Below are 19,471 nucleotides of genomic sequence, written 5' to 3'. Positions count from 1 at the left end.
ATTATGGATGCGAAAAAGCTTCGCCCCCTGGCATAGGGGCGAAGCTTTATAAGGTTGCCGCCATTTGGTGAAGCGGCATTGTGTAATAGCTTGCCGGCTGCTGCGCGTCCGGCGGGAAGTGGACGATAAGCAGCTGCGGGCTGCTTGCGTCGATTTCCCCGCTTTGCAGATACGTCTGCAATGCGAACGGCAATACCTCAAGCATGACATGCTTGTGGAGGTCTTTTTCACTGATCCGCAGACGTTGGAAGTCTCCGTCTGCGAGCTCCGGCTGCTCAGCAAGCAGCCGTAGGTAGGCGCTCTGCTCGGACTTGTCGAGCGTGAAGTCCCACCATATTTTGCGCGGTTTATATTTATGGCCCAGGAAATAATCCAGCTTCATGAGCCCTTCAATAACGTGCATGTTGTTCGTGCCCCTGTGCATCAGGAAGTCACGCAGCCGGGTGAACAGATCTTCGAGCTGATGCCCGATTCGCTGCCAGCCTCTTTCTTCCCAGTAGTCACCGAACTCTTGAAAGAAATCGAACGCGGATGTGAACTCATGGGCGATCAAATATTTGACCGTATGGTCCATGCGGTGCGCGTTCCAGTATTTTTCCAGCACGTCCTCTACGCGTTTGATTCGGATGATATCCGTGAACGGCAGAATGTCGTTTCCGAGAATTTCGTATGGCGCATGGTCCATGTAGACATACCCGTATTTATGCGCATCGTTTCGCATTCCGGTGCCCCGCAGCATTTTCAAAAAGCCTAACTGCAGCTCTTCCGGCCCTAATTCGAACACGTCGTTGAACGTCTTGCGGAACGAGTTGTAGTCTTCTTCCGGCAAGCCGGCGATCAAGTCGAGATGCTGGTCGATTTTGAGGCTATGTTTGACCTTCTGTACCGTGCGGGTCAGCTTGGCGAAGTTCTGTCTGCGCTGCACCAGCTCATTAGTCGTGTCGTTTGTAGACTGTACCCCGATCTCAAAACGGAACGTCCCGGGAGGCGCATTTTCAGCCAGGTAATCGAGTACTTCAGGGCGCATGATGTCCGCCGTAATCTCGAATTGAAACACAACGCCGCGATGATTTTTGATTAGAAAATCGAAAATCTCCATCGCATAATCACGCTTGATATTGAACGTCCTGTCCACGAACTTGATCAGTTTTGCGCCGGAATCAATCAAGTATAGCAAATCCGCCTTCGTCCGCTCCATGTCGAAATAACGCACGCCCACCTCAATACTGGATAAGCAGAATTGGCAGGAGAACGGACAGCCGCGGCTTGTCTCGAAATACACGACGCGATTCGCTAAGCTTGGCAAGTCCTCCGCAAAACGGTGCGGAGACGGAATATCATCGAGCTTCAGCTTCGGTCTGCCCGGCATGAGCACGACTTCCTCGCCTTTGCGATAGGCGATCCCATACACAAAATGATACTTGCGGGTTGTTGAAATCTCTGTGAGCAGCTGGTGGAAGGTCTCTTCCCCTTCCCCCATCACGATGAAATCCACCTCTGGGATTCGCTCCATCCAGTAGTCGGTGTCATAGGAAACCTCTGGACCGCCTAGCACAATGATAAGCTCGGGTCTGATTTTTTTTATCATTTTGATAATGTGAATCGTTTCTTCGATATTCCAAATGTAACAGGAAAAGCCCAGCACGTCCGGGGCCTTTTGATACAGGTCGGAGACGATATTCATCGCTGGGTCTTTGATCGTATATTCGGTAATTTCCACATCAAAATCCTTCTCGCAGAACGCTTTCAAATAGCGTAAAGCTAAGGAGGTGTGGATGAATTTGGCATTAAGGGTAGATACAACTACTTTCATTAGCGCTAACCTCGTTCTATTCTCGTTCTCATCATCCCATTCATTCTACACGGAAAAACGAGGAAATACAAAGGGAAGCCCTGCCAGAGCCGTTATAGGACCATATCATCATCCAGATGCGGAGCTTCGTACGGGAATTGTAAATAGGATGCTTCCTGAATCGCATTTTTCCAGCGTTCGGCTTGTGAGTAGAGCTGCTCCTCGACTGCCTGAATTCTCATTTGCAGGTCGCCGGGGCTATCGGCGCCTCCGCTGTGCAGAGCTTTTTGAAGCGAGGTGCGTTCTTCGAACCATTGCGTTAACTGATATAGCAGCATAAGAGGATTTCCACCTTTTTAAATAGGGCTTTTATCTGTCAGTATCCCCTTTTTGAGGCATGTGCATACGATTGGGAATCTGCAAGAAAGTTTCTTTTACATTTGGGAACGTGATATATTGGATGAAACTTTACAAATGATGAGGCGAAAAAAACGCATGAATAAAAGAAAAAACACCATAAAGCCGCAAGGAAAGGGCAAAGGGCAAATTCAGGGCAATAGCCGGAACCAGAATCGGGACAAGGTCATGAGTAATAGCCAGGGCCAGAATCAAAGCCATATCAAGGGGCAAAGTCAACTCAAACAATTCACTGTTCAGGAAGCCTCAGAGCTGCTGCCCTTTTTACTGCAAACCCTCTCCAGTCTGGGGCGGAACTCAGTCAAATCCATACTCGCACGCGGGCAGGTGTCAGTAAACGACAAACCCGTTACGGCTTATAACTATAAACTTGAGCCCGGACAAACCGTAACCGTCAGTAAAGACAAAGTCATAGAAGAGGTGCCGTTTGTTGGCGTTAAAATTCTTCATGAGGACGAGGATGTGATCGTCATTCTGAAAGACGCCGGGCTGTTGTCTGTCGCCGCCAATCCCCAAGAGAATGAACTTACGGCCTATCGCCAGGTTATGGCGCACGTTCGCAATCATGATCCGAAGAGCAGGATCTTTGTCTTGCACCGATTGGATCGGGATACGTCGGGTATCATGATGTTCGCCAAAAGCGAGAAAGTTCAGCAGCTGCTGCAAACCACCTGGCAGGAGAGCGTGAAGGAGCGTACCTACGTGGCACTTGTTGAAGGGACGGTTAAGAAACCGGAAGGCAAGATCTCTTCCTGGCTCAAAGAGAACAAGTCGCTCAAAATGTACTCCAGCCCGTACCCGAACGACGGGCAGTACGCGGAAACCCACTACAAAGTCATTCAATCCGATCGAAGCTACTCCCTTCTGGAGATCCAACTCGAAACCGGCCGTAAAAATCAAATCCGCGTCCATATGCAGGATATCGGACATCCGATTGTCGGCGATAAGAAGTACGGCTCAAAAGCAAAGCCAATTGGCCGGCTTGGACTCCACGCTCGGGTCCTGGCTTTTGTACACCCTGTAACGGGTGAAGTATTGCGGTTCGAGACGGAGATTCCGAAGATGTTTTTGAGAGTATTTCGGGATAGTACGGATGCTCGGAAATGATGTTTCAGGTTAGCGGGGCCAAGGTTCGGGCCCTGGGCACGGAAAAGAAGCCTTTCACGCTGAAAATAGCCGCTAATATCCCCTGAAACTTTGCTTTAACGCGGTTTTATCGTCTTAACTGGCCGAGATTCCGTACAACCGACACTTTAAGCCGGTTTTTCCGTGTTAAAACGCGCTGCGTTGAGATGAACCTGAAGTTGAGGCTCGCATCCCCCTTGTGTCGTCAGAGAAGCTGCAAGGTAAGCAAACAGATTGAAGAATTGAAGGAAAACCAAGCAACCATTGATGAAAAAATCGAGGTAAGACAAAAGCCACCCAGCGAAAAATGAATCGCCAGGTGGCTTTCTCTATTTAAGCAGTTCCGCATAGTCCAGTTGCGGCACCAGTCCTTCTTGCGCAGCCCGCTCGAACAGGGTCTTGACGGCGCCATAGCCGCTCTCGCCCAGGTTCGCGGTGAACTCGTTCACGTAAAGGTCGATGTGCTGCTGAGCGACCTTGGGGTCCATCTCCTGCGCGTGCTGCATCACATATTCGCGTGAAGCTTCCGGATGCGCCCAGGCATACTCGACGGAGGCTCTGGCCCAGCCTGCGATGGCCTCCAGGTTGAGGGAGCGACGAGCGATGATCGCACCGAGCGGAATCGGTGTACCTGTGTCCGATTCCCACCAGCTGCCGAGATCCGTCAGCATCGACAATCCATAAGAAGGATAGGTGAAACGAGCTTCGTGGATGACTAGGCCGGCGTCGATGAGACCGTCGCGAACGGCAGGCATGATTTCGTGGAATGGCATGACGATGATCTCACCTACGCCACCAGGAACGTTCTGTGCCGCCCACAAGCGGAACAGCAAGTACGCCGTAGAACGATCACTCGGGACGGCGACCCGGCGGCCTTTCAAGAAGGACGGGTCCGCCATACCCGACACTTCACCCTTGGTCAGCACCAGCGGACCACAGCCTCTGCCAAGCGCTCCTCCGCATGGGAGCAGCGCATAGTCCTTCAGCACCCAAGGCAGTGCGGCATAAGAGATCTTCAGCACTTCCGGACCCGTGCCTTCAGCCGCCAAACGGTTCGTTACATCGATGTCGGCGTATAAAACATCAAGCTCCGGCGCACCGGGGATCAACCCGTACGCCCAAGCATGGAATACAAAAGTATCATTCGGACAAGGCGAATAAGCGATTTTCATATTTATAGAACCTCCGCTAAGACTGAACTTGCTGCTTGTAAAGCTTTCAAAGCATCACCGATCCGCCATGCGTCCCGGTCGCGAGGACCGACCGCGTTCGAGATCGTGCGGATCTCGAGAACCGGCACACCGCGCCGCCGTGCAGCCGATGCGATGCCGAAGCCCTCCATCGCTTCGGCCGCCGCTCCCGGCACGCGCGCAGCCAGCTCCGCAGCCGTAGCCGCCGTGCCCGTCGCCATCGCGACCGTGAGCACGGGTCCCGCTTGCGCTGCCAGTCCCGCGGCTTGCAGCGCCGCCGTCACGCGGGCTGCCGTATCGGCATTGACCTCTACACGGTTCGTGCCGAACCCCAGCTCGTCCAGATTGCTGAAGCCGTCCAGCGTCTGCACACCGAGGTCAGCGGCTACGATCTCGCTGGCGACGACGATCGAGCCTACCTCAGCGCGCCCCGCGAAGCCTCCAGCGATGCCTGCGCTGACAACCAAGTCATACTCGGCTGCTGCCAAAGCGGTTGCAGCGCTAATCGCAGCCTCTACGATGCCAACGCCCGCCAATCCGACAACAAATCGACTGTCACCGCCAAGTCCGCGAAGGACAGCCTCACTCTCAGCTTCCACAGCCGTCATGATAAGTACACGCATAATGGTTAAATTCCCCTTTATGACAAACGGTTTGAATAGTAACTATTTTACATCAACAAGTGAAAGATTGACACTTTCATCTAATTTAATTATTATCTAATTAGATATTCATCTAATCAGAAGGCAGGTGCTCCCCTTGCAGTTAGATAAAATCGTCAGCTACCACAAAGCACTCGCAGACCCCACGCGAGTCAAAATGCTAATCCTGCTCGCAGATGGTGAGCTTAACGGGCAAGTTCTTGCAGAAAAGCTCGGCGTTACGCCGGCTACCATCACCCATCATGCCGCCAAGCTGCGGGAGGCCAGCTTAATCAACGAGCGTAGAGACAAGAATACGATCTACTTCTCGCTGTATGACTATTTCATCCGAAACAGCGCCCAGGCAACGCTGGATCTCATTTACAAAAACAAAGGAGGTACAGTCCCTATGATTTTGAACGATAAAGACAAGAGTCTAAAGGACTCGGTGATCAAAAACTTTTTCACAGCAGAAGGCGATTTAAAGCACATCCCTTCACAGCTCAAGAAAAAACTGATCGTGCTGAACTACCTGGTATCCAAGTTGGAGAAAGGCCGCAAGTATACGGAAAAAGAACTGAACGCGTTCATTCAGCAATACCATCCCGATTTCGCAACGATTCGCCGGGAATTTATCATGCATCAATTCATGTTTCGTGAAAACGAAATCTATGAGCTGAATCCACAGGAGATGTGGGCGAAATGGGAGACCTTATCGTAGTAAAGAATAAAACCTGCCTGCCTCATGCCGGCGTAGACAGGTTTTCTCATTATGCCTTATCCTTTTAAAAGAAACGTATTGCCGTCCTCATCCTTGAACGTAGCAAAGGTACCCCACTGCATCTTGGACAATTCCCCTTCAAACTCAACGCCATTAGCCTTCATCGTATCATACGTGCTTTGAATATCTTCGCATACGAAAACAATTGACGGCTTGAGCTCTTCATAGTTCTTCATCATGCTTTTCGGATAAATGACAAGTGCGGATTCCGCTCCCGGCGGGGCCACTTCTAACCAGAAAGCTCCCGGAGCCATCTGTGTCTCAAGAACCACAGTAAATCCGACTTTCTCTGGATACGGTGTTTAATTGCTTAGGGGACATGCCGACCAGCTCCAAACTGATACGCTCGAATGCCGCTCCAAATGCCAGAAGCATTTGATATATCGCTTCAGTTGTTCACCTGGCTGACGTTCCTCATAACGCATGAATTTATTTCCTCCAACCGCTTAGAAGTAAACCTGCATGACGCCATTATACTCTCCATTGTCACCACTTCTCCATTCGTTTCATCCAACCGTAAAATATGATATAGTTACCTGTAAGAATTACATTATAATAGGCAGGTGATTGCCTACAATGAGACCTCTCTACCATCCTGCTAGGAATGATATTGAATTATCCTCTATTTTACATGCATTAAGTGACGATATCAGGCTTAAAGCAGTTAAAATATTAGCTGAACAGGGTGAACTGTGTTGCGGCGCAATCGAATTAAACATACCTAAATCCACCCTCTCTCATCACCTTAAGGTGCTTCGCGAATCAGGGTTGATTCATACACGTATTGAAGGCACACAGCGGTTTACAACCCTGCGCAGGGAAGATCTTCAAGCCAGATTTCCAGGATTGCTGGATTCCATCTTGCCTTTAGTCAATACCTAATAACTTCCGTATACCATGTACAGCATGGCGTGCGGTTTTTTGTTTTGCAGGAAACTTCATGTTTGACACGTTTACCAATTTATTTATTCAAACAGGGCATACATCCATACTCCGACTAGATGAGTGACATATAGTGTTTTGTGAAGGGAGGGATTAACATGAGTTGTGGAACTGTTGGTGTTGGTTACACTAGCACAGCTGTAGTCCTCGTTTTATACATCCTCTTGGTTATCGTATTGAGCACTTTCGGATTCGGTTGGTAATGTAAAAAGCGGCTGGGACGATGATTTCCGTTCCGGCCGCTTGCCTCCCGGGAGATTCGGACAAGCTATGTATTAATTTTGCAATGACTTTAAGCTATAATGTTGCTTGTACGATCATTGCATGTTATTACCTATTGAGGATGGAGACGAAGCAATCGTGGCTACACCCGTTTTGACCATTGTGGTCCCTTGTTACAACGAGGAAGAAGTTTTGCCGGAAACGGTATTCCAGCTTAGCGGTGTGCTGGATGCCTTCATACAGGACAATCTCATTTCGAGCGCCAGTACGATGCTGCTGGTGGATGACGGCAGCAAAGATGCGACATGGGAGCTTATCGAGCGATTTCACGCTTCCAATTCATATGTAACCGGCCTGAAGCTCGCCAAAAATGCCGGGCACCAGAGCGCGCTGCTAGCAGGGCTGATGAGAGCCAAATCTTACTCCGACTGCGTCGTATCCATCGATGCCGATTTGCAGGATGACCTTGCAGCCATTCGCGAGTTCATCGTGAAATTTCACGAAGGCTACGACGTCGTATATGGAGTCAGACAAGATCGTACCGCGGATACGTTCTTCAAACGGGCGACGGCCCAAGGCTTTTACAAGCTGATGACTTCGATGGGGGTCAACATTCATTATAATCATGCGGATTTTCGCTTAATGAGCCGCCGCACGCTGGACGAGCTGGAGAAGTTCCAGGAGGTCAATCTCTTTCTGCGAGGCATGGTGCCTCTGCTCGGATTCCCGTCGACCAAAGTGTTTTATGACCGTAAAGAGCGTTTCGCAGGCGAATCCAAATATCCGCTCAAAAAAATGCTCGCATTCGCTTTTGACGGCATCACGTCTTTCAGTGTTACGCCGATCCGCTTCGTCACAAGCATGGGATTCGTCTTGTTTGCATTGAGCGTTGTTGCCGGGCTGTATGCGATTATCGGCAAAATCATGGGTGCCACGGTTACCGGTTGGACATCGCTCATTCTCTCCGTCTGGTTCATCGGGGGTGTTCAACTGCTCGCGTTAGGTTTAATCGGGGAATATATTGGGAAAATATATAAAGAAGTGAAGCGCCGTCCACTCTACGTGATTGAAAAAGAAGTGATTGCGGATCAACGGGAGCTTGCATCCGTCCCTTCCGCCAAACCGACATGGGTCAATTAAAAGTCTGGGCAACAGGCAGTTTTGCCCGTTTTCTCCTCGTCGGCTTGTTCAATACGTTAGTCGGACTCACAACCAGCTTCGCTTTATTTAACCTGCTGTATCTTAATTACTGGATGTCCACTTTTCTGGGTAATACCGTTGGCGCTATCGTCAGTTTCATGTTAAATCGTACATTTACGTTTCGATCTCAGGCTAGTATTCGGAGCAGCTGGTGGAAGTTCGCTCTAGTCATTCTGAGTTGTTACGGGATTTCGTATGGGGTAAGCTGGCAGTTGGCCGATATCATTTCATCTTTAATTCCATCTTTACATACCTATTGGCTGCATAATGCGGCTATTTTGGCGGGAAATGGTATTTACATGATTGGTAATTACCTGGGACATAAATATTTTACGTTTCGACGATAGGAACGCGTGGCATGGACTGGCAGCTGAAGAGGAGCTAAACATGAGTAAGCTAATCAAATGGGACACACTTGCGCTGCTTGCCGGAGCAGGAGTTTTGGGCTTTCTGCTGCTTGTGGGGCCCATCCTTGGCATGGCGGATAACGGCGATTTTTTGCGTATCATGGGCTCGGTGGGATTGAGTTATTTGGATCCGACTGAACCTTTTCAAGAAAAATACTTCGCCTTTACTCATAAGCAGTTCGCAATGAGCGCACCAGGTATTGGCGGATATATTTCCTCGGAAGTCATCGTCGTTTTCCTTGCAACTCTCTTAGGCCGGCTTTATAACTGGCAGCTGTTCGACATCCGATTCCTAGGCGCTATGTATAGCATTCTGCTGCTTGTCGCGTTTGCATGCTTGCTGCAGTTGAAAATACTTACCTCATCAAGAGCTGTCAAATACAGCTTTAGCATGATCTTTCTCGTGATCTTTTTCGATGTAGGTTATACCGCTTATTTCAACTCTTTCTTCGGAGAGCCTATGGCGTTCATTTTTTTGCTATTGACGCTGGCCGCCGCCCTTCGTTTGACCGAGATCAAACAACCGCGAACCGCATGGTTCGTCTTTTTTATGGTTAGTGCCATCTTTATGGCTGCTTCCAAGATTCAAAACGCCCCCGCAGGCATTATTCTGGCGCTGCTATCCCTGCGTTTTTTACCCTTATCGAACCGGAAATCGTGGAAACGGACGGGCGCAGCGCTGATCGCATTATTAGTGTTGGTTTCTACTGCCATCTATGTAACTGCGCCCAGAGAACTCCGAATGATTAATCAATATCAGTCCGTCTTCTATGGCATCTTGAAGAATTCACCAAGCCCTGAGAAAGATCTGCTTGCGTTGGGATTAGATCAGAAGCTCGCCATACTTGCGGGCACGAACTATTTTATGCCGGACACCCCGATCCCTCAGCAAAGCGCCGAGCTCAAGCAATCGTTCTATCCGCATATCAGTCATGGGAAAATAGCGCGCTTCTACTTGAGTCATCCGTCCAGATATTGGGATAAGCTGCAAGTTACAGCGCAGCACGCAATGACGATCCATATTGCTTATCTGGGTAACCGTGAAAAAGCCGCGGGCTTCGAGCCCGGCGCCATCTACAACTCCTTTAACTTATGGAGCGAGCTGAAAAGGAATCTGCTGCCCCATTCGATCTGGTTTTTGATTGGGTTTTGGGTTTTGTATTACACTGTTGTGCTCGCGCTGTATTCTGCCGAGCCTGCCCGGCATCGGCGTGCGTCTTATGAAGTGTTCATATCTGTGGGCGCAATAGGCGCGATCGCCTTTCTTGTTCCGCTGATCGGGGACGGCGAGGCGGACATGGAGAAGCATCTGTTTCTGTTTAATGTCTGCTTCGACTTGATGTTTACAGCATCTTTGGTATGGGCCATCCATCAGGTTGTTAAATTTGTTCGAGACAGGGCATCCTAACCACATCCCAACCATCAGAGGTGATGCCTAATGGCTCGAAGAAGAAGCAACCGAGCGATCGTTCCTGGTTCCGAACACGGCCTGGGACAGCTCAAGGCCCAAGTGATGAAAGCCCAGGGCTACAACGTCAACCCCGATCGTCCCGATCTGGTGAAGTACGAAGTAGCCCGCACTCTGGGTGTACCGCTGCAGCCCGGTTACAACGGGCAGTTGCGCGCCGAGGACGCCGGCAAGATCGGCGGTCCGATTGGCGGCGCCATGGTGCGCGAGCTCGTGCGCATGGCGCAGCAGCAGCTTGCGGAGCAGCGGCCTCCGCAGCGATAGCGATTGGACGGCGGAAGGGTGCCATATTCCGCCGCGGGTTCACATATGCTAGTAGCAAGCCCTTATAGTAAGAGTTTAAAAAGTTCGCTTTCAGAACCGAGAAGGTTGGACGAAATCCGGAGAAGGAGGAACGGAGCGAGATGTGAGTACCGGACTTCCCGGGTTTCGTTCAAGATTCAATGCCGAAATACTCCTTGAACAACATCGTTATGAATAAACCTATATCGAAGCAAGCCAAGTAGTAAGACCGCTTTAAGAGGTAGGTTTATTCGCCAATCAAACTAACGTCTGATGTGGTCAAAGTGGACGTTTTAAACATCCTCTTTAAGCGCTACTTAGCAGAAGTCAGGTGATGCCCGTTGAACCCGAAAGGCAACCGTACACCCAAGCCCGACTGGAAAGGGCTTCACGCACAAGCCGGGGATGTGCTGGGGCCTGATTTCTGGCAAGATATTGCCAGTATTATCCCGCTCACCGGTCCCCGGGTGGATATGTATGAGACCCCGCAGGAGCTCGTCATTGTGGCCGAAGTTCCCGGATTATCGTCACCGGAACAAATCCAGCTTTCTTTCAGCGAACAGTCCCTGCTTATGCGCGGGACGCTTGTTCGTCCCTATCAGGTGCTCGATCAACAAATGCTGCTCGCAGAGCGGTTTTTCGGCGCTTTTGAACGAGTGATTCGTCTGCCTGGCAGAGCTGTAACCGAGCAGATGCATGCCCGTTATCATAACGGTCTGCTAATCATTCGAATTCCGCTTGCTCCGGTAGACGGAGAGAAAGTGATCCCGATTCAATTCACGTAACGTTCAGCTTCCGCAGCTGAGCGTTATTTGTTTACAAAAAAAGAAATGAATAGCTCGTTGTCCCCATATACATAGAATGAACCGACAAAGATACGGAGGGGATTTACATGGTGCGCATCTACTTCCAATCTATTCATATCGATGACATCGCAGAGACATCCAGCGTGAATAAAGGTACAAACCTGATCATCGGGAGAAATCATACGCTAAAACGGAATCAGGGGCTTGGCGAGCTGAACGGGGAGCATAATGCAGCTACTGACGGTACCCACGTTGTCCTAGACGAAGATACCCATGATGTTGAACACCCCAAACGAAAGAGTTGAACGCTGATGGGATTATGGTTTCAAAAACATAGATCGGTTTCCCCTGCGACCCAAACGCAGCATCCTGCTCCTGAACCTAATACTACTGTTCAACAGTTGGAATTACGTTTGAAAAAGCTGGAGGAACATTTGGCCAGCCTGACGGAAAAGCGCCCGGAAATCCGGATCGATACGCTTCACATTCATCAGCCTGTGCTCGAGAATCTGACCTTCCGGTTAGATCAGCTTGATATTAAAGAGCTCAGCGGCTCTTTGAATCTGGGCAACAATTTCGGCGCCAAGCCTGATGGCAAACAAGGAGCCGTGGATGCGGCGATGAAGAAAGCAACCGAGACGCAGGGGAATAAACCTTCGGCCTCGGCTCCCGCCTCGGCTTCTGCCGCTGCCTCGGCCGCTGTTAATCCTGGAACGGGCCACCATCCGGGACGGTCTCCGTCACGAGAGACAACAGAAGCTTCTTCAAGCACTGAGCGAACTTCAACCGGCTACCGGTATACGCCCCAGCCGAGACAACCAGGAGGTGTTTGAACATGTCATCCTTTATGTCGCCAACGTTCATCATCGGTTCGATCCGAATCGGATCCGTGGAAAGCGCGTCTTGCATCAATATGGGCAATAACTGGCCGACCGACTTCGAAAGCAACCAAAAAACCGTCCAAGGCTTCGGTTCTGTCGAAGGCGACCATAATCAGCTGGTCGGCACACGCTCTATGCTCAATGATTCGGATTTCCTCGATATGCTTAATGTAAACGACAATGATACACCGGAATGGATACAGCAGATGATTGCGAATCAAGCGCAGGCTGCCGGATTCGATTCAACCGCACAAAACGTGCAGGCTGCACAAGCGGCGAAGCCCCAGGAGACCGAAGTCGCGGAAGAAGATTTTAAACACGACCGATAATGAGGTCTCCCTTCGTGTAGGGCGCATCGATGATATCGTTATCGTAGACCGTATTCATATTATGCGTTACCACATTATATTCTCCGCTAACGGAGCCCAGCCCGCTATTTTCTTTGCCGCTTGCCGACCAGTTCACCTGCATATTTGTTCCAATGAAGATACCTGACGAATTTTCTATAGAGTAGACATTTATGGAATCAAACTGTATAAGAGGAGGCTCCTTTAAAGTTAGTTCCGATAGTTCAGCCGGTGTTCTCCACATATAGCTCACCTACGCTTGGTTAGTAACAGCCGGCTTAAAGTCTTGATCATTGATAGGTGAGTCAATAAAGTCATTGTCATAGATGATATTCACCATATTTGCTGTACAGACGACTCCGATGTTTTCACCGGTGCCAACGTTTGTTTTACTGTGTGAATCCCAGCTGGATTGCGCATTCTCACCGATCCCGATGTTTGCATTCGTATTTAAACTGTTCACATTAATCATATTGAAGACTATGGAACTAGGCATGCTGCTCACTCCTGTCTAAGGGTAGGTTCCAGCCCATACCGCTGAAACCTGTATGTTAGCCTATTCGCAATAAACCGGAATGGTGCTGAATTCGAGAAATAGTGAAGCGTAATGCAAACGGAGAGAATACTTATTGTTTAATGGAGGTAAGAAGCAGGTATTTACGGAACAAACGGGGGAGCAGTGGAACGCTTCTGATGATGAAGCCCCATATCGAGCAAATCCACCCGTCGGCGTGGAGCACATAATTGTTACGGCGTATGAATTGCAGCTTGCCAATAAGCTGAGACTCCTCTATAGGCGCATCGGGGTGCAGATTCGCATCACCTTTGCAAATGTAATTGCCGACTGAATCTCTTCCCATAAACCGGTGCCCGATCAAACGGTGATCGGCGCTTGCAAACAGCACAATATCCCCTTTCTTCAACTCGGAGGGGATAATTTGTGCGAATGAACACATGCTTGCCTCCTTGATCAAAGGAAACATGCTGTCGCCCGCTGAAGCGATATCAATCGTATTGCCCGCTGCCAGCGTTTTTCTGATCAGACTATAAACGTCTATAATATTAGCATCTGAGGTAAAAGATGGCTTTCGTCTCGAATTACTCATGGTTTTCATCCCCGAACTGGCAGTTGATCTTTAGTGTTACTTTAAGATACATTTTGTATCTCGTCAAGTGAAAAAAGGGCTATTCCTAAGCGACATTCTTTGCTTTAGGAACAGCCGTTTTTCCTATCATTATTACCAGAAACCAGGACCACCGAAGCCAAAGCCGCCTCCGTAGAAGCCTCCCCCATACGGATAGCCAAAGCCTCCATAGCCATAAGGACCATATGCATAAGGTGCAGTACCGATAGCGAGCAGATCAAACAGAACCAATGGAACGATTGCTTTTGTTTGGACTTTCTTACCTTTTTGCGGAGCAACGATTAGCGTGTTGCCGCTGATACGTACCAATTTGCCGGCAACTTTAGTTCCGTCCTTTTTAACAGCGAGGATTTGTTTTCCGATCAATTTTCTAACATCTTCTTTACGAATTTTGGATACCACGAACGTCCACCTCCTCCAGCAACCAGAGATACATTGCTCTACAGTGTACGGTTGTGTTGGGGGTATCGCTTGTATAGCTGTCCAATAGCCTGCAAAAATACGCAGGTGTCTTCTTAAGCCTTACGAATTTTACCCAGCTCAGAAGTAATTGCATCGATTTCGCTGATGCTGAAATTATCTTTGCTAACGACCAAATCGTATAAGTCCTTCAAGTCCTCATAGACTTCCTCTTTGACGTTCGAGGCTTTGATCGACCCGCCGGTAGCCATGCGCAGCTTCTTTTTTATTTCTTCAAACATAAATTCCACATTTTCTTCCGACCATGTTTTCAAATCCATCGTTTTTCGTTCATCCCTTCTCTTGGTTCGAGTTCTAACCTGTCTCCATTGTAATGTAGTGAAGGGATTTTGTAAAAAAAACTCTATCGATGCCATTCAAGGCAGCCAGACCGCGTTTAGAGGTTATTCAGGTTATATTTTTCCCGTAAAAGATCTCGTCCATTTCCCATTTAAGTCTTTCCGTTATATCCATCTGTTCCTCTTTACTTAACGAGTCTTTCATGTACCCGAACAAATAATTATTCAAATCGAAATCTCTGAGTTTACATTTAGTATGAAAAATGTTTTCTTGATATACGTTGACATCAATCATGTCGTAAAGGCTTTTGACCTCATCGGGAATGTAGTTCTGAATGGAGCTAATCTCGTGGTCAATAAATAGCTTATGTCCGCTTATGTCTCTGGTGAAGCCGCGAACCCGGTAATCCATGGTCAAAATGTCGTTATCAAACGAGTGAATCAAATAATTCAGCGCTTTAAGCGGAGAAATCTCCCCGCAGGTAGACACATCTATGTCTGCTCTAAAAGTGCTGATCCCTTCATCAGGATGGTACTCGGGATAGGTATGGACCGTGATATGACTTTTGTCCAGCTGCAGGACAACGGAGTCAGGAAGCGGTCCGGGCGATTCATCGTACGATTCCGTCGGAACTTCGACGACAGGCTCTTCCGATACCAACGCGATTACACTGGCTCCTTGCGGCACAAAGTCCTGTTTAGCGATATTCAGCACATGTGCGCCTATGATGTCAGATACATTTTTTAAAATTCCGGTTAACCGTTCCGCATTGTACTGCTCATCGATATAGGCTATGTAGGCTTCCCGTTCTTCTTTGGTTTTGGTGTAACAAATATCATACATATTGAAGCTTAGGGATTTGGTAAGGTTATTAAAACCGTGCAGAGTAATCCGTTGTTCCGGTGTTAGTTTCACAGGGGTTCATCCTCCTCTTTGTTCAATTAATAATCTTTCCATTTTCTGATTGCCTGATTCTGGGGAGGTCAATTTCGCACCTAAATTCAATAAACCCGTCCTTCCCGGACGGGTTTATTGAATCTATAGTTAAAAGTAGTATTAAGGAAGCTGCTTTACCGTCAACACAAATGCTTTAGTTTCGGCATACCCGCCGCTCGTAATGACAGCCGTCATGATAACCGCGGTATCTCCGCTGGCTGCAGCCGGTCGGGTGACGACACCGCTATTAGAGATAACTGCCGTATTGCTCGAAATCCAAACGACATTGGAACCGTTTGGCCCACTCACAGGCAGACCGATATTGCTCCTTACGCTCGAAGCGGAATCGGAAGTCCCGAAAGCGATGGCCAGCGCCGCCTTATCTGCAGCAACCCGCTGTGCTTCCGTCAATTGCTGTTTTACCGTCACGGTAAAGGACTTTGCATCGGAATAGCCCCCGGCCGAGATGATTGCATTAAGAACTACCGTTATATCCCCTTGTCCGGCAGCCGGGCGATTTACAGTTTTACCGTCATTCGAAACAACGGATGGATTGCCCGAAATCCAGGTGACGGACGAACCATTGACGCCTGCAATAGGTAGTGTCAATGCTTGAGTGATACTGGATGCCGTATCCGTCCCTCCATAAACAATGGCCAACGCCGCCTTATCTGCGGCAACCCGCTGCACGCCCGTCAATTGCTGTTTTACCGTCAAAGTGAAGGTTTTAACATCCGACGAGCTGCCATTCGTTAAGATCGCCGTTAGTACTACCGATGCGTCGCCACTTCCAACGGAAGGTCGCTGCACGGTTTTACCGTCATTCGAAATGACGGATGCATTGCTGGATACCCAAGTGATCGTGGAACCGTTTGGTCCGCTTAGTGGCAATGTCAATGGCTGCGTTACGCTGCTTGCCGTATCTGTTCCTCGGAATGTGATGGTAAGCAGCGCTTTATCCGCGGCTACTTTTTGAGCATTTGTAAATAACGACTTAACTGTCAGAGAGAAAGATTTGGTATCCGAAACGCTGCCATAGGTTATGGTGGCTGTGAGAGTAATCACGACATCCCCTTGTCCTGTTGTTGGACGATTTACCGTTTTACCGTCATTCGAAATCATCGAAGCATTGCTGGACACCCAAGTGATCGTGGAACCGTTTGCTCCACTAAGCGGCAAGGATAACGGTTGTGTTACACTGCTTGCCGTATCCGTCCCGCCGAATGTAATGGCCAATGCCGCTTTATCTGCGGCCACTCGCCCAGCTTCCGAGTTCTGTTGCTTAACGGTCAGGGTAAACGTTTTGGTTTGCGAGACGTCCCCGTAACTAACTGTGGCAGTTAGCGTTACTACTGCATCTCCTTGCCCTGCGGAAGGTCGAATTACAGTTTGCCCGTCATTGGAAATAACCGAGGGGGCGCTCGATACCCAAGTGATCGTGGAACCATGAGTTCCTGCTAGCGGCAGCGCCATTGCCTGAGTGACTCGATCTATCGAATCGGTGCCGCCGAATGTAATCTCCAATTCTTTCAAGTCCGCGGTAGCCCGCTGCTCGTTCGTCCACTTTTTATCATCGTGTTTTCCTTGCTTTCGCTCCATTGCCCGACGTATAGCTTCCCGGGCCGTTTCATTCTTTTTACCACGTTCGAGTGCATTTTCTAAGCCAGTCTTTTTCTCCGCATGCTTGTTCGGGTGCTCTTCTTTAGCGAATGCTGCTCCCGTTATCATTAGGCTTAAAATCGCTGTGCAAAATAAGACCTTTGACTTCATTCGATCGCTCCTCCTTACATTCTTTCTTACCCTCATATATTTTCGTGCAATTTACATTTTTTGGGGGGTTCTAATAGAAAAAAAGCCTGCATAACAAAAAGTCCCTGTCATGCGCTGTACCAACAGCCTTTAACAGGGACTTTGTTCATGCTTTATTGTTTTATAGGATAATAGGCAGGTAGCCTTCTTTTATGTATTGAGCGAATGGAATGTGTCCACTTGTCTTTTCAGCACCTATAAGCGGAAGACCCGCTTCTTTGACTTCTTCCTCCACCTCAAAAAATCCCGAGCACGCTTGGCATCCGCCTTTGATAATACCTGATTTCATGACTTGCTTAAACAACGGGTTAAACGGATGATCCGCCTTACTGAATTCATTGGGCCATTGCGTCCCCAGACCATCAAAAAGAATGTCAACTTCGAAACCTTCCTCATGCAGTTCTTGCCCATATAATAACCCGTGTACGGCCTTGCCCACATCTTGTTGATTCGCTTGGATGATAATCAAATACTTGTTTGTTGCCATTGTAACTCCTCCTAATTTTCAAATGTATTGCTTTACTTCCGGCCCAATTGTATACCTCTCACCACCTTTCATTGGGTCTGTATCCAACTTAACTGTGTACTATTTTCCGTATAAAGAGCCTCATCGATCTCTAAGCGAACTAGCCTTTCCGCAGCCGGAAATTGGGAGATTTCTTTTTCGTCCCAAATGATCTCGGATCGCCCCGTTAGTTGTAAGGAATGTCCGAAGTCGAAATCCATAAATAAAATGCCGGTACTCGGATTGCTATAAATATTTCCCAATGTATTGAACATGGAATTTCCGAAATAATCGGGAAAAATGAGCGTTCGTTCGTTGAATACCTTCACGAATCCGGGTGACCCTCCCCGATGAGAAGCATCGAGTTTTCCCTCTGAACTCATACTCCCAATGAAGAACGTGTCCGATTGACGAATCCATTCTTGTTGTTTAGGGGGCAAATTGACAAAGTGATGTTCAAATTGCTGTTTTCTATGGAAAACACCATTGGGAAGCAGTGATCTTTTTTGGATGTACTTCGGACAGTTCCCATAGACTTGTTCGGTTTGTACCACAAGTTGTTGGTCCTCATCGAAACGTCCCGTTCCGTTCATTCTTAGTCTGATCCTCCTGCTAAAATCAATCACCAACAAGCCGATTTCTTGGTTCGAATTCAGATTGTGAATCAGCGGGTCATTCAAAACCGGGTTCGATCGAATCCTTAACGTTTCCTCATCTTCCACATGCAAAAATCCTGGTTCTCCTGTCAAAACCGAGCTCCAAACCCTTCCATTTTTATCAACAGAAGCTGTAATAATCAATGATTGGGTTTCCAGAAAAGCTATGGCACCCTTTGGAATACTTTTCTTTATGCCTCTTCCGTTTTGCTCCGCCGCTACTTCGGCTCCGGCCATCTTTTGTACAGTCAATTCCCCTGAATGGTAGACATCGGTCATATGATCGCCTCTTTTTAACCATCATAATGTTGTTATGGGTATTATAAAATAGATTTTTTAACTTGTAAAGTTTAATTTTGGGAATTAAAAAACGAGCCTTAGATTTAAATTCTAAGACTCGCCCATCGCTTCATTTTTATTCCGTTGTCGTTCCAGGTAAGCCGTAACCTTCATCCTGTTGCCGCAAGTTTTTTGACTGCACCACCGGCGCGTACTGTTTTTGCTGTTGTCATAAAAGTACAGCACACATTCCGGATTCTCGCACTTTTTAACTAAGGCAAGATCATAATTGCTAAAAAAATCACCAGCCGCCTCTGCAATTGGAATAAGAATATCAAGCGGCGTTTGAATATGAACATGTTTTTCTTTAACAAATCCGTTATCATTCTGTATAAGTTTCGTTGTCACCGTTTGTTCTTTAAGCAGATTATTTATGTTTTCGATACAGGACTCAGGCACCTTTTCTCCATTCTTGCCTTTTTCGATGATCGTCAGCAAACTGCTTCGAAGCTTAGTGACGGCTTCCAGCACTTGAGTTCCTTGATCGTTATTTCCCCATCTAAGTTCGTAAGCGATCACTTCATCCGTACGGAACAAGCCCGCTTTACATAGCCAGTCGAGTACATTCGCGAACGTTTCGAGCAAGTCGACAGTTCGACCGTCAACGGGTATTTTTGTATTTATAAAGTCTAATATAGGGTGATTGCCAATGAAATAAAAGGTGGGCGTTATTTTTTTGGGCATTTTGTTGCTTAACTCCTTTGAACCGAATATATTTGTTCATTGTAGAATAAATCGGGCAAGCTGACAACAAGTCAATGAGAGAGGGGCATCAAAATCAAAAGTCCCTGTCTTGTTGCTGAATCAGCAAACCTTAGACA

At 48.2% G+C, this 19,471-nt stretch carries 26 protein-coding genes and 1 pseudogene; 12 read left to right on the top strand and 15 right to left on the bottom strand.

Going from position 1 to position 19,471, the window contains the following annotated elements; genetic code table 11:
• Positions 1 to 46: 46 nt before the first annotated feature.
• Together ICC18_RS06860 and ICC18_RS06855 are read right to left on the bottom strand one after the other, a co-directional pair.
• Positions 47 to 1,813 carry a B12-binding domain-containing radical SAM protein gene (locus ICC18_RS06860; RefSeq protein WP_188173620.1) on the bottom strand — a complete coding sequence of 589 codons (1,767 nt, stop codon included), beginning with the start codon at positions 1,811 to 1,813 and terminating at the stop codon, positions 47 to 49.
• Positions 1,814 to 1,905: 92 nt separating this feature from the next.
• A complete protein-coding gene (locus ICC18_RS06855) occupies positions 1,906 to 2,130 on the bottom strand; it encodes a hypothetical protein (protein WP_188173619.1) in 225 nt (74 codons plus the stop codon).
• 247 nt (positions 2,131 to 2,377) lie between these two features.
• Between ICC18_RS06855 and ICC18_RS06850 the strand changes: the two genes are divergently transcribed.
• On the top strand, positions 2,378 to 3,316 hold the full coding sequence (locus ICC18_RS06850) for an RluA family pseudouridine synthase (protein ID WP_223192433.1): 939 nt from the start codon (positions 2,378 to 2,380) through the stop codon (positions 3,314 to 3,316).
• Positions 3,317 to 3,663: 347 nt separating this feature from the next.
• Here ICC18_RS06850 and ICC18_RS06845 read toward each other — a convergent pair whose 3' ends face one another.
• Both ICC18_RS06845 and ICC18_RS06840 read right to left on the bottom strand, forming a co-directional pair.
• Positions 3,664 to 4,506 carry a 1,4-dihydroxy-6-naphtoate synthase gene (locus ICC18_RS06845; protein WP_188173617.1) on the bottom strand — a complete coding sequence of 281 codons (843 nt, stop codon included), beginning with the start codon at positions 4,504 to 4,506 and terminating at the stop codon, positions 3,664 to 3,666.
• 2 nt (positions 4,507 to 4,508) lie between these two features.
• Positions 4,509 to 5,147, bottom strand: coding sequence for a futalosine hydrolase (locus tag ICC18_RS06840; RefSeq protein WP_188173616.1), 639 nt, complete (start codon positions 5,145 to 5,147; stop codon positions 4,509 to 4,511).
• A 136-nt stretch (positions 5,148 to 5,283) separates the two neighbouring features.
• On the opposite strand from ICC18_RS06840, the gene ICC18_RS06835 reads away from it, so the two are divergent.
• Positions 5,284 to 5,886 (top strand): DUF2087 domain-containing protein, encoded by a 603-nt coding sequence (locus ICC18_RS06835; protein WP_188173615.1) that lies wholly within the window; start codon positions 5,284 to 5,286, stop codon positions 5,884 to 5,886.
• Between the two features lie 56 nt (positions 5,887 to 5,942).
• Here ICC18_RS06835 and ICC18_RS06830 read toward each other — a convergent pair.
• Positions 5,943 to 6,242, bottom strand: a pseudogene (locus tag ICC18_RS06830) (VOC family protein); the annotation flags it as partial.
• A 280-nt stretch (positions 6,243 to 6,522) separates the two neighbouring features.
• On the opposite strand from ICC18_RS06830, the gene ICC18_RS06825 reads away from it, so the two are divergent.
• The 10 genes from ICC18_RS06825 to ICC18_RS06785 all read left to right on the top strand — a co-directional run bounded on the left by ICC18_RS06825 (position 6,523) and on the right by ICC18_RS06785 (position 12,483).
• A complete protein-coding gene (locus tag ICC18_RS06825; RefSeq protein WP_188173614.1) occupies positions 6,523 to 6,828 on the top strand; it encodes an ArsR/SmtB family transcription factor in 306 nt (101 codons plus the stop codon).
• A 158-nt stretch (positions 6,829 to 6,986) separates the two neighbouring features.
• Entirely contained in the window at positions 6,987 to 7,091 is a 105-nt protein-coding gene (locus tag ICC18_RS33640) for a YjcZ family sporulation protein (protein WP_223192371.1), read from the top strand.
• A gap of 157 nt (positions 7,092 to 7,248) precedes the next feature.
• Positions 7,249 to 8,250, top strand: a complete 1,002-nt coding sequence (locus ICC18_RS06820; protein WP_312029496.1) for a glycosyltransferase family 2 protein — start codon at positions 7,249 to 7,251, stop codon at positions 8,248 to 8,250.
• Positions 8,238 to 8,657, top strand: coding sequence for a GtrA family protein (locus ICC18_RS06815; RefSeq protein ID WP_188173612.1), 420 nt, complete (start codon positions 8,238 to 8,240; stop codon positions 8,655 to 8,657). Before ICC18_RS06820 ends, ICC18_RS06815 begins: the two co-directional genes overlap by 13 nt.
• A 40-nt stretch (positions 8,658 to 8,697) precedes the next feature.
• A complete protein-coding gene (gene wsfD, locus ICC18_RS06810) occupies positions 8,698 to 10,125 on the top strand; it encodes a glycan biosynthesis hexose transferase WsfD (protein ID WP_188173611.1) in 1,428 nt (475 codons plus the stop codon).
• Between the two features lie 30 nt (positions 10,126 to 10,155).
• The gene (locus ICC18_RS06805; RefSeq protein WP_188173610.1) at positions 10,156 to 10,449 is read left to right on the top strand and encodes an alpha/beta-type small acid-soluble spore protein; all 294 of its coding nucleotides are present in this window, start codon (positions 10,156 to 10,158) and stop codon (positions 10,447 to 10,449) included.
• Between the two features lie 359 nt (positions 10,450 to 10,808).
• The gene (locus tag ICC18_RS06800; protein ID WP_188173609.1) at positions 10,809 to 11,252 is read left to right on the top strand and encodes an Hsp20/alpha crystallin family protein; all 444 of its coding nucleotides are present in this window, start codon (positions 10,809 to 10,811) and stop codon (positions 11,250 to 11,252) included.
• A 107-nt stretch (positions 11,253 to 11,359) separates the two neighbouring features.
• The gene (locus ICC18_RS06795; protein WP_188173608.1) at positions 11,360 to 11,578 is read left to right on the top strand and encodes a hypothetical protein; all 219 of its coding nucleotides are present in this window, start codon (positions 11,360 to 11,362) and stop codon (positions 11,576 to 11,578) included.
• A 6-nt stretch (positions 11,579 to 11,584) separates the two neighbouring features.
• On the top strand, positions 11,585 to 12,106 hold the full coding sequence (locus ICC18_RS06790) for a hypothetical protein (protein WP_188173607.1): 522 nt from the start codon (positions 11,585 to 11,587) through the stop codon (positions 12,104 to 12,106).
• 2 nt (positions 12,107 to 12,108) lie between these two features.
• Positions 12,109 to 12,483: a hypothetical protein gene (locus tag ICC18_RS06785; protein WP_223192370.1), complete on the top strand. Its 375-nt coding sequence runs from the start codon at positions 12,109 to 12,111 to the stop codon at positions 12,481 to 12,483.
• On the opposite strand, the gene ICC18_RS06780 is transcribed toward ICC18_RS06785, so the two are convergent.
• From ICC18_RS06780 to ICC18_RS06735, 10 genes are all read right to left on the bottom strand, one after another.
• Positions 12,467 to 12,745, bottom strand: coding sequence for a hypothetical protein (locus tag ICC18_RS06780; RefSeq protein ID WP_188173606.1), 279 nt, complete (start codon positions 12,743 to 12,745; stop codon positions 12,467 to 12,469). The two genes, ICC18_RS06785 and ICC18_RS06780, sit on opposite strands and share 17 nt — an antisense overlap.
• A 9-nt stretch (positions 12,746 to 12,754) precedes the next feature.
• On the bottom strand, positions 12,755 to 12,997 hold the full coding sequence (locus ICC18_RS06775) for a spore germination protein (RefSeq protein WP_188173605.1): 243 nt from the start codon (positions 12,995 to 12,997) through the stop codon (positions 12,755 to 12,757).
• Positions 12,998 to 13,127: 130 nt separating this feature from the next.
• Positions 13,128 to 13,607: a S24/S26 family peptidase gene (locus tag ICC18_RS06770; RefSeq protein ID WP_188173604.1), complete on the bottom strand. Its 480-nt coding sequence runs from the start codon at positions 13,605 to 13,607 to the stop codon at positions 13,128 to 13,130.
• A gap of 132 nt (positions 13,608 to 13,739) precedes the next feature.
• Positions 13,740 to 14,048, bottom strand: a complete 309-nt coding sequence (locus tag ICC18_RS06765; RefSeq protein WP_188173603.1) for a 50S ribosomal protein L33 — start codon at positions 14,046 to 14,048, stop codon at positions 13,740 to 13,742.
• A gap of 113 nt (positions 14,049 to 14,161) precedes the next feature.
• A complete protein-coding gene (locus ICC18_RS06760) occupies positions 14,162 to 14,386 on the bottom strand; it encodes a DUF1128 domain-containing protein (RefSeq protein ID WP_188173602.1) in 225 nt (74 codons plus the stop codon).
• Between the two features lie 127 nt (positions 14,387 to 14,513).
• The gene (gene speD, locus ICC18_RS06755) at positions 14,514 to 15,320 is read right to left on the bottom strand and encodes an adenosylmethionine decarboxylase (protein ID WP_188173601.1); all 807 of its coding nucleotides are present in this window, start codon (positions 15,318 to 15,320) and stop codon (positions 14,514 to 14,516) included.
• Positions 15,321 to 15,461: 141 nt separating this feature from the next.
• Positions 15,462 to 17,111: an immunoglobulin-like domain-containing protein gene (locus ICC18_RS06750; RefSeq protein ID WP_188173600.1), complete on the bottom strand. Its 1,650-nt coding sequence runs from the start codon at positions 17,109 to 17,111 to the stop codon at positions 15,462 to 15,464.
• Between the two features lie 160 nt (positions 17,112 to 17,271).
• Positions 17,272 to 17,637 carry a hypothetical protein gene (locus ICC18_RS06745; protein ID WP_188173599.1) on the bottom strand — a complete coding sequence of 122 codons (366 nt, stop codon included), beginning with the start codon at positions 17,635 to 17,637 and terminating at the stop codon, positions 17,272 to 17,274.
• Between the two features lie 68 nt (positions 17,638 to 17,705).
• Positions 17,706 to 18,590 carry a pyridoxamine 5'-phosphate oxidase family protein gene (locus ICC18_RS06740; protein WP_188173598.1) on the bottom strand — a complete coding sequence of 295 codons (885 nt, stop codon included), beginning with the start codon at positions 18,588 to 18,590 and terminating at the stop codon, positions 17,706 to 17,708.
• A gap of 111 nt (positions 18,591 to 18,701) precedes the next feature.
• Positions 18,702 to 19,334 (bottom strand): CGNR zinc finger domain-containing protein, encoded by a 633-nt coding sequence (locus ICC18_RS06735; protein ID WP_188173597.1) that lies wholly within the window; start codon positions 19,332 to 19,334, stop codon positions 18,702 to 18,704.
• Between the last annotated feature and the right edge of the window lie 137 nt (positions 19,335 to 19,471).

It is taken from the genome of Paenibacillus sedimenti (genome assembly GCF_014534655.1).
GTDB lineage: Bacteria > Bacillota > Bacilli > Paenibacillales > NBRC-103111 > Paenibacillus_E > Paenibacillus_E sedimenti.
Note: the sequence above shows the minus strand (reverse complement) of the source record. Positions and strands in the feature narration are given on the sequence as shown.

Bases quoted from the DNA above. Each gene is read 5' to 3' on its own strand.
- ICC18_RS06785 (WP_223192370.1), top strand. From the start codon at position 12,109: ATGTCATCCTTTATGTCGCCAACGTTCATCATCGGTTCGATCCGAATC.
- ICC18_RS06770 (WP_188173604.1), bottom strand. From the start codon at position 13,607: ATGAGTAATTCGAGACGAAAGCCATCTTTTACCTCAGATGCTAATATT.
- ICC18_RS06760 (WP_188173602.1), bottom strand. From the start codon at position 14,386: ATGGATTTGAAAACATGGTCGGAAGAAAATGTGGAATTTATGTTTGAA.
- ICC18_RS06745 (WP_188173599.1), bottom strand. From the start codon at position 17,637: ATGGCAACAAACAAGTATTTGATTATCATCCAAGCGAATCAACAAGAT.
- ICC18_RS06790 (WP_188173607.1), top strand. From the start codon at position 11,585: ATGGGATTATGGTTTCAAAAACATAGATCGGTTTCCCCTGCGACCCAA.
- ICC18_RS06750 (WP_188173600.1), bottom strand. From the start codon at position 17,111: ATGAAGTCAAAGGTCTTATTTTGCACAGCGATTTTAAGCCTAATGATA.
- ICC18_RS33640 (WP_223192371.1), top strand. From the start codon at position 6,987: ATGAGTTGTGGAACTGTTGGTGTTGGTTACACTAGCACAGCTGTAGTC.
- ICC18_RS06860 (WP_188173620.1), bottom strand. From the start codon at position 1,813: ATGAAAGTAGTTGTATCTACCCTTAATGCCAAATTCATCCACACCTCC.
- ICC18_RS06855 (WP_188173619.1), bottom strand. From the start codon at position 2,130: ATGCTGCTATATCAGTTAACGCAATGGTTCGAAGAACGCACCTCGCTT.
- ICC18_RS06740 (WP_188173598.1), bottom strand. From the start codon at position 18,590: ATGACCGATGTCTACCATTCAGGGGAATTGACTGTACAAAAGATGGCC.
- ICC18_RS06780 (WP_188173606.1), bottom strand. From the start codon at position 12,745: ATGTGGAGAACACCGGCTGAACTATCGGAACTAACTTTAAAGGAGCCT.
- ICC18_RS06735 (WP_188173597.1), bottom strand. From the start codon at position 19,334: ATGCCCAAAAAAATAACGCCCACCTTTTATTTCATTGGCAATCACCCT.
- ICC18_RS06850 (WP_223192433.1), top strand. From the start codon at position 2,378: ATGAGTAATAGCCAGGGCCAGAATCAAAGCCATATCAAGGGGCAAAGT.
- ICC18_RS06815 (WP_188173612.1), top strand. From the start codon at position 8,238: ATGGGTCAATTAAAAGTCTGGGCAACAGGCAGTTTTGCCCGTTTTCTC.
- ICC18_RS06775 (WP_188173605.1), bottom strand. From the start codon at position 12,997: ATGCCTAGTTCCATAGTCTTCAATATGATTAATGTGAACAGTTTAAAT.
- ICC18_RS06795 (WP_188173608.1), top strand. From the start codon at position 11,360: ATGGTGCGCATCTACTTCCAATCTATTCATATCGATGACATCGCAGAG.
- wsfD (WP_188173611.1), top strand. From the start codon at position 8,698: ATGAGTAAGCTAATCAAATGGGACACACTTGCGCTGCTTGCCGGAGCA.
- ICC18_RS06845 (WP_188173617.1), bottom strand. From the start codon at position 4,506: ATGAAAATCGCTTATTCGCCTTGTCCGAATGATACTTTTGTATTCCAT.
- ICC18_RS06840 (WP_188173616.1), bottom strand. From the start codon at position 5,147: ATGCGTGTACTTATCATGACGGCTGTGGAAGCTGAGAGTGAGGCTGTC.
- ICC18_RS06825 (WP_188173614.1), top strand. From the start codon at position 6,523: ATGAGACCTCTCTACCATCCTGCTAGGAATGATATTGAATTATCCTCT.
- ICC18_RS06805 (WP_188173610.1), top strand. From the start codon at position 10,156: ATGGCTCGAAGAAGAAGCAACCGAGCGATCGTTCCTGGTTCCGAACAC.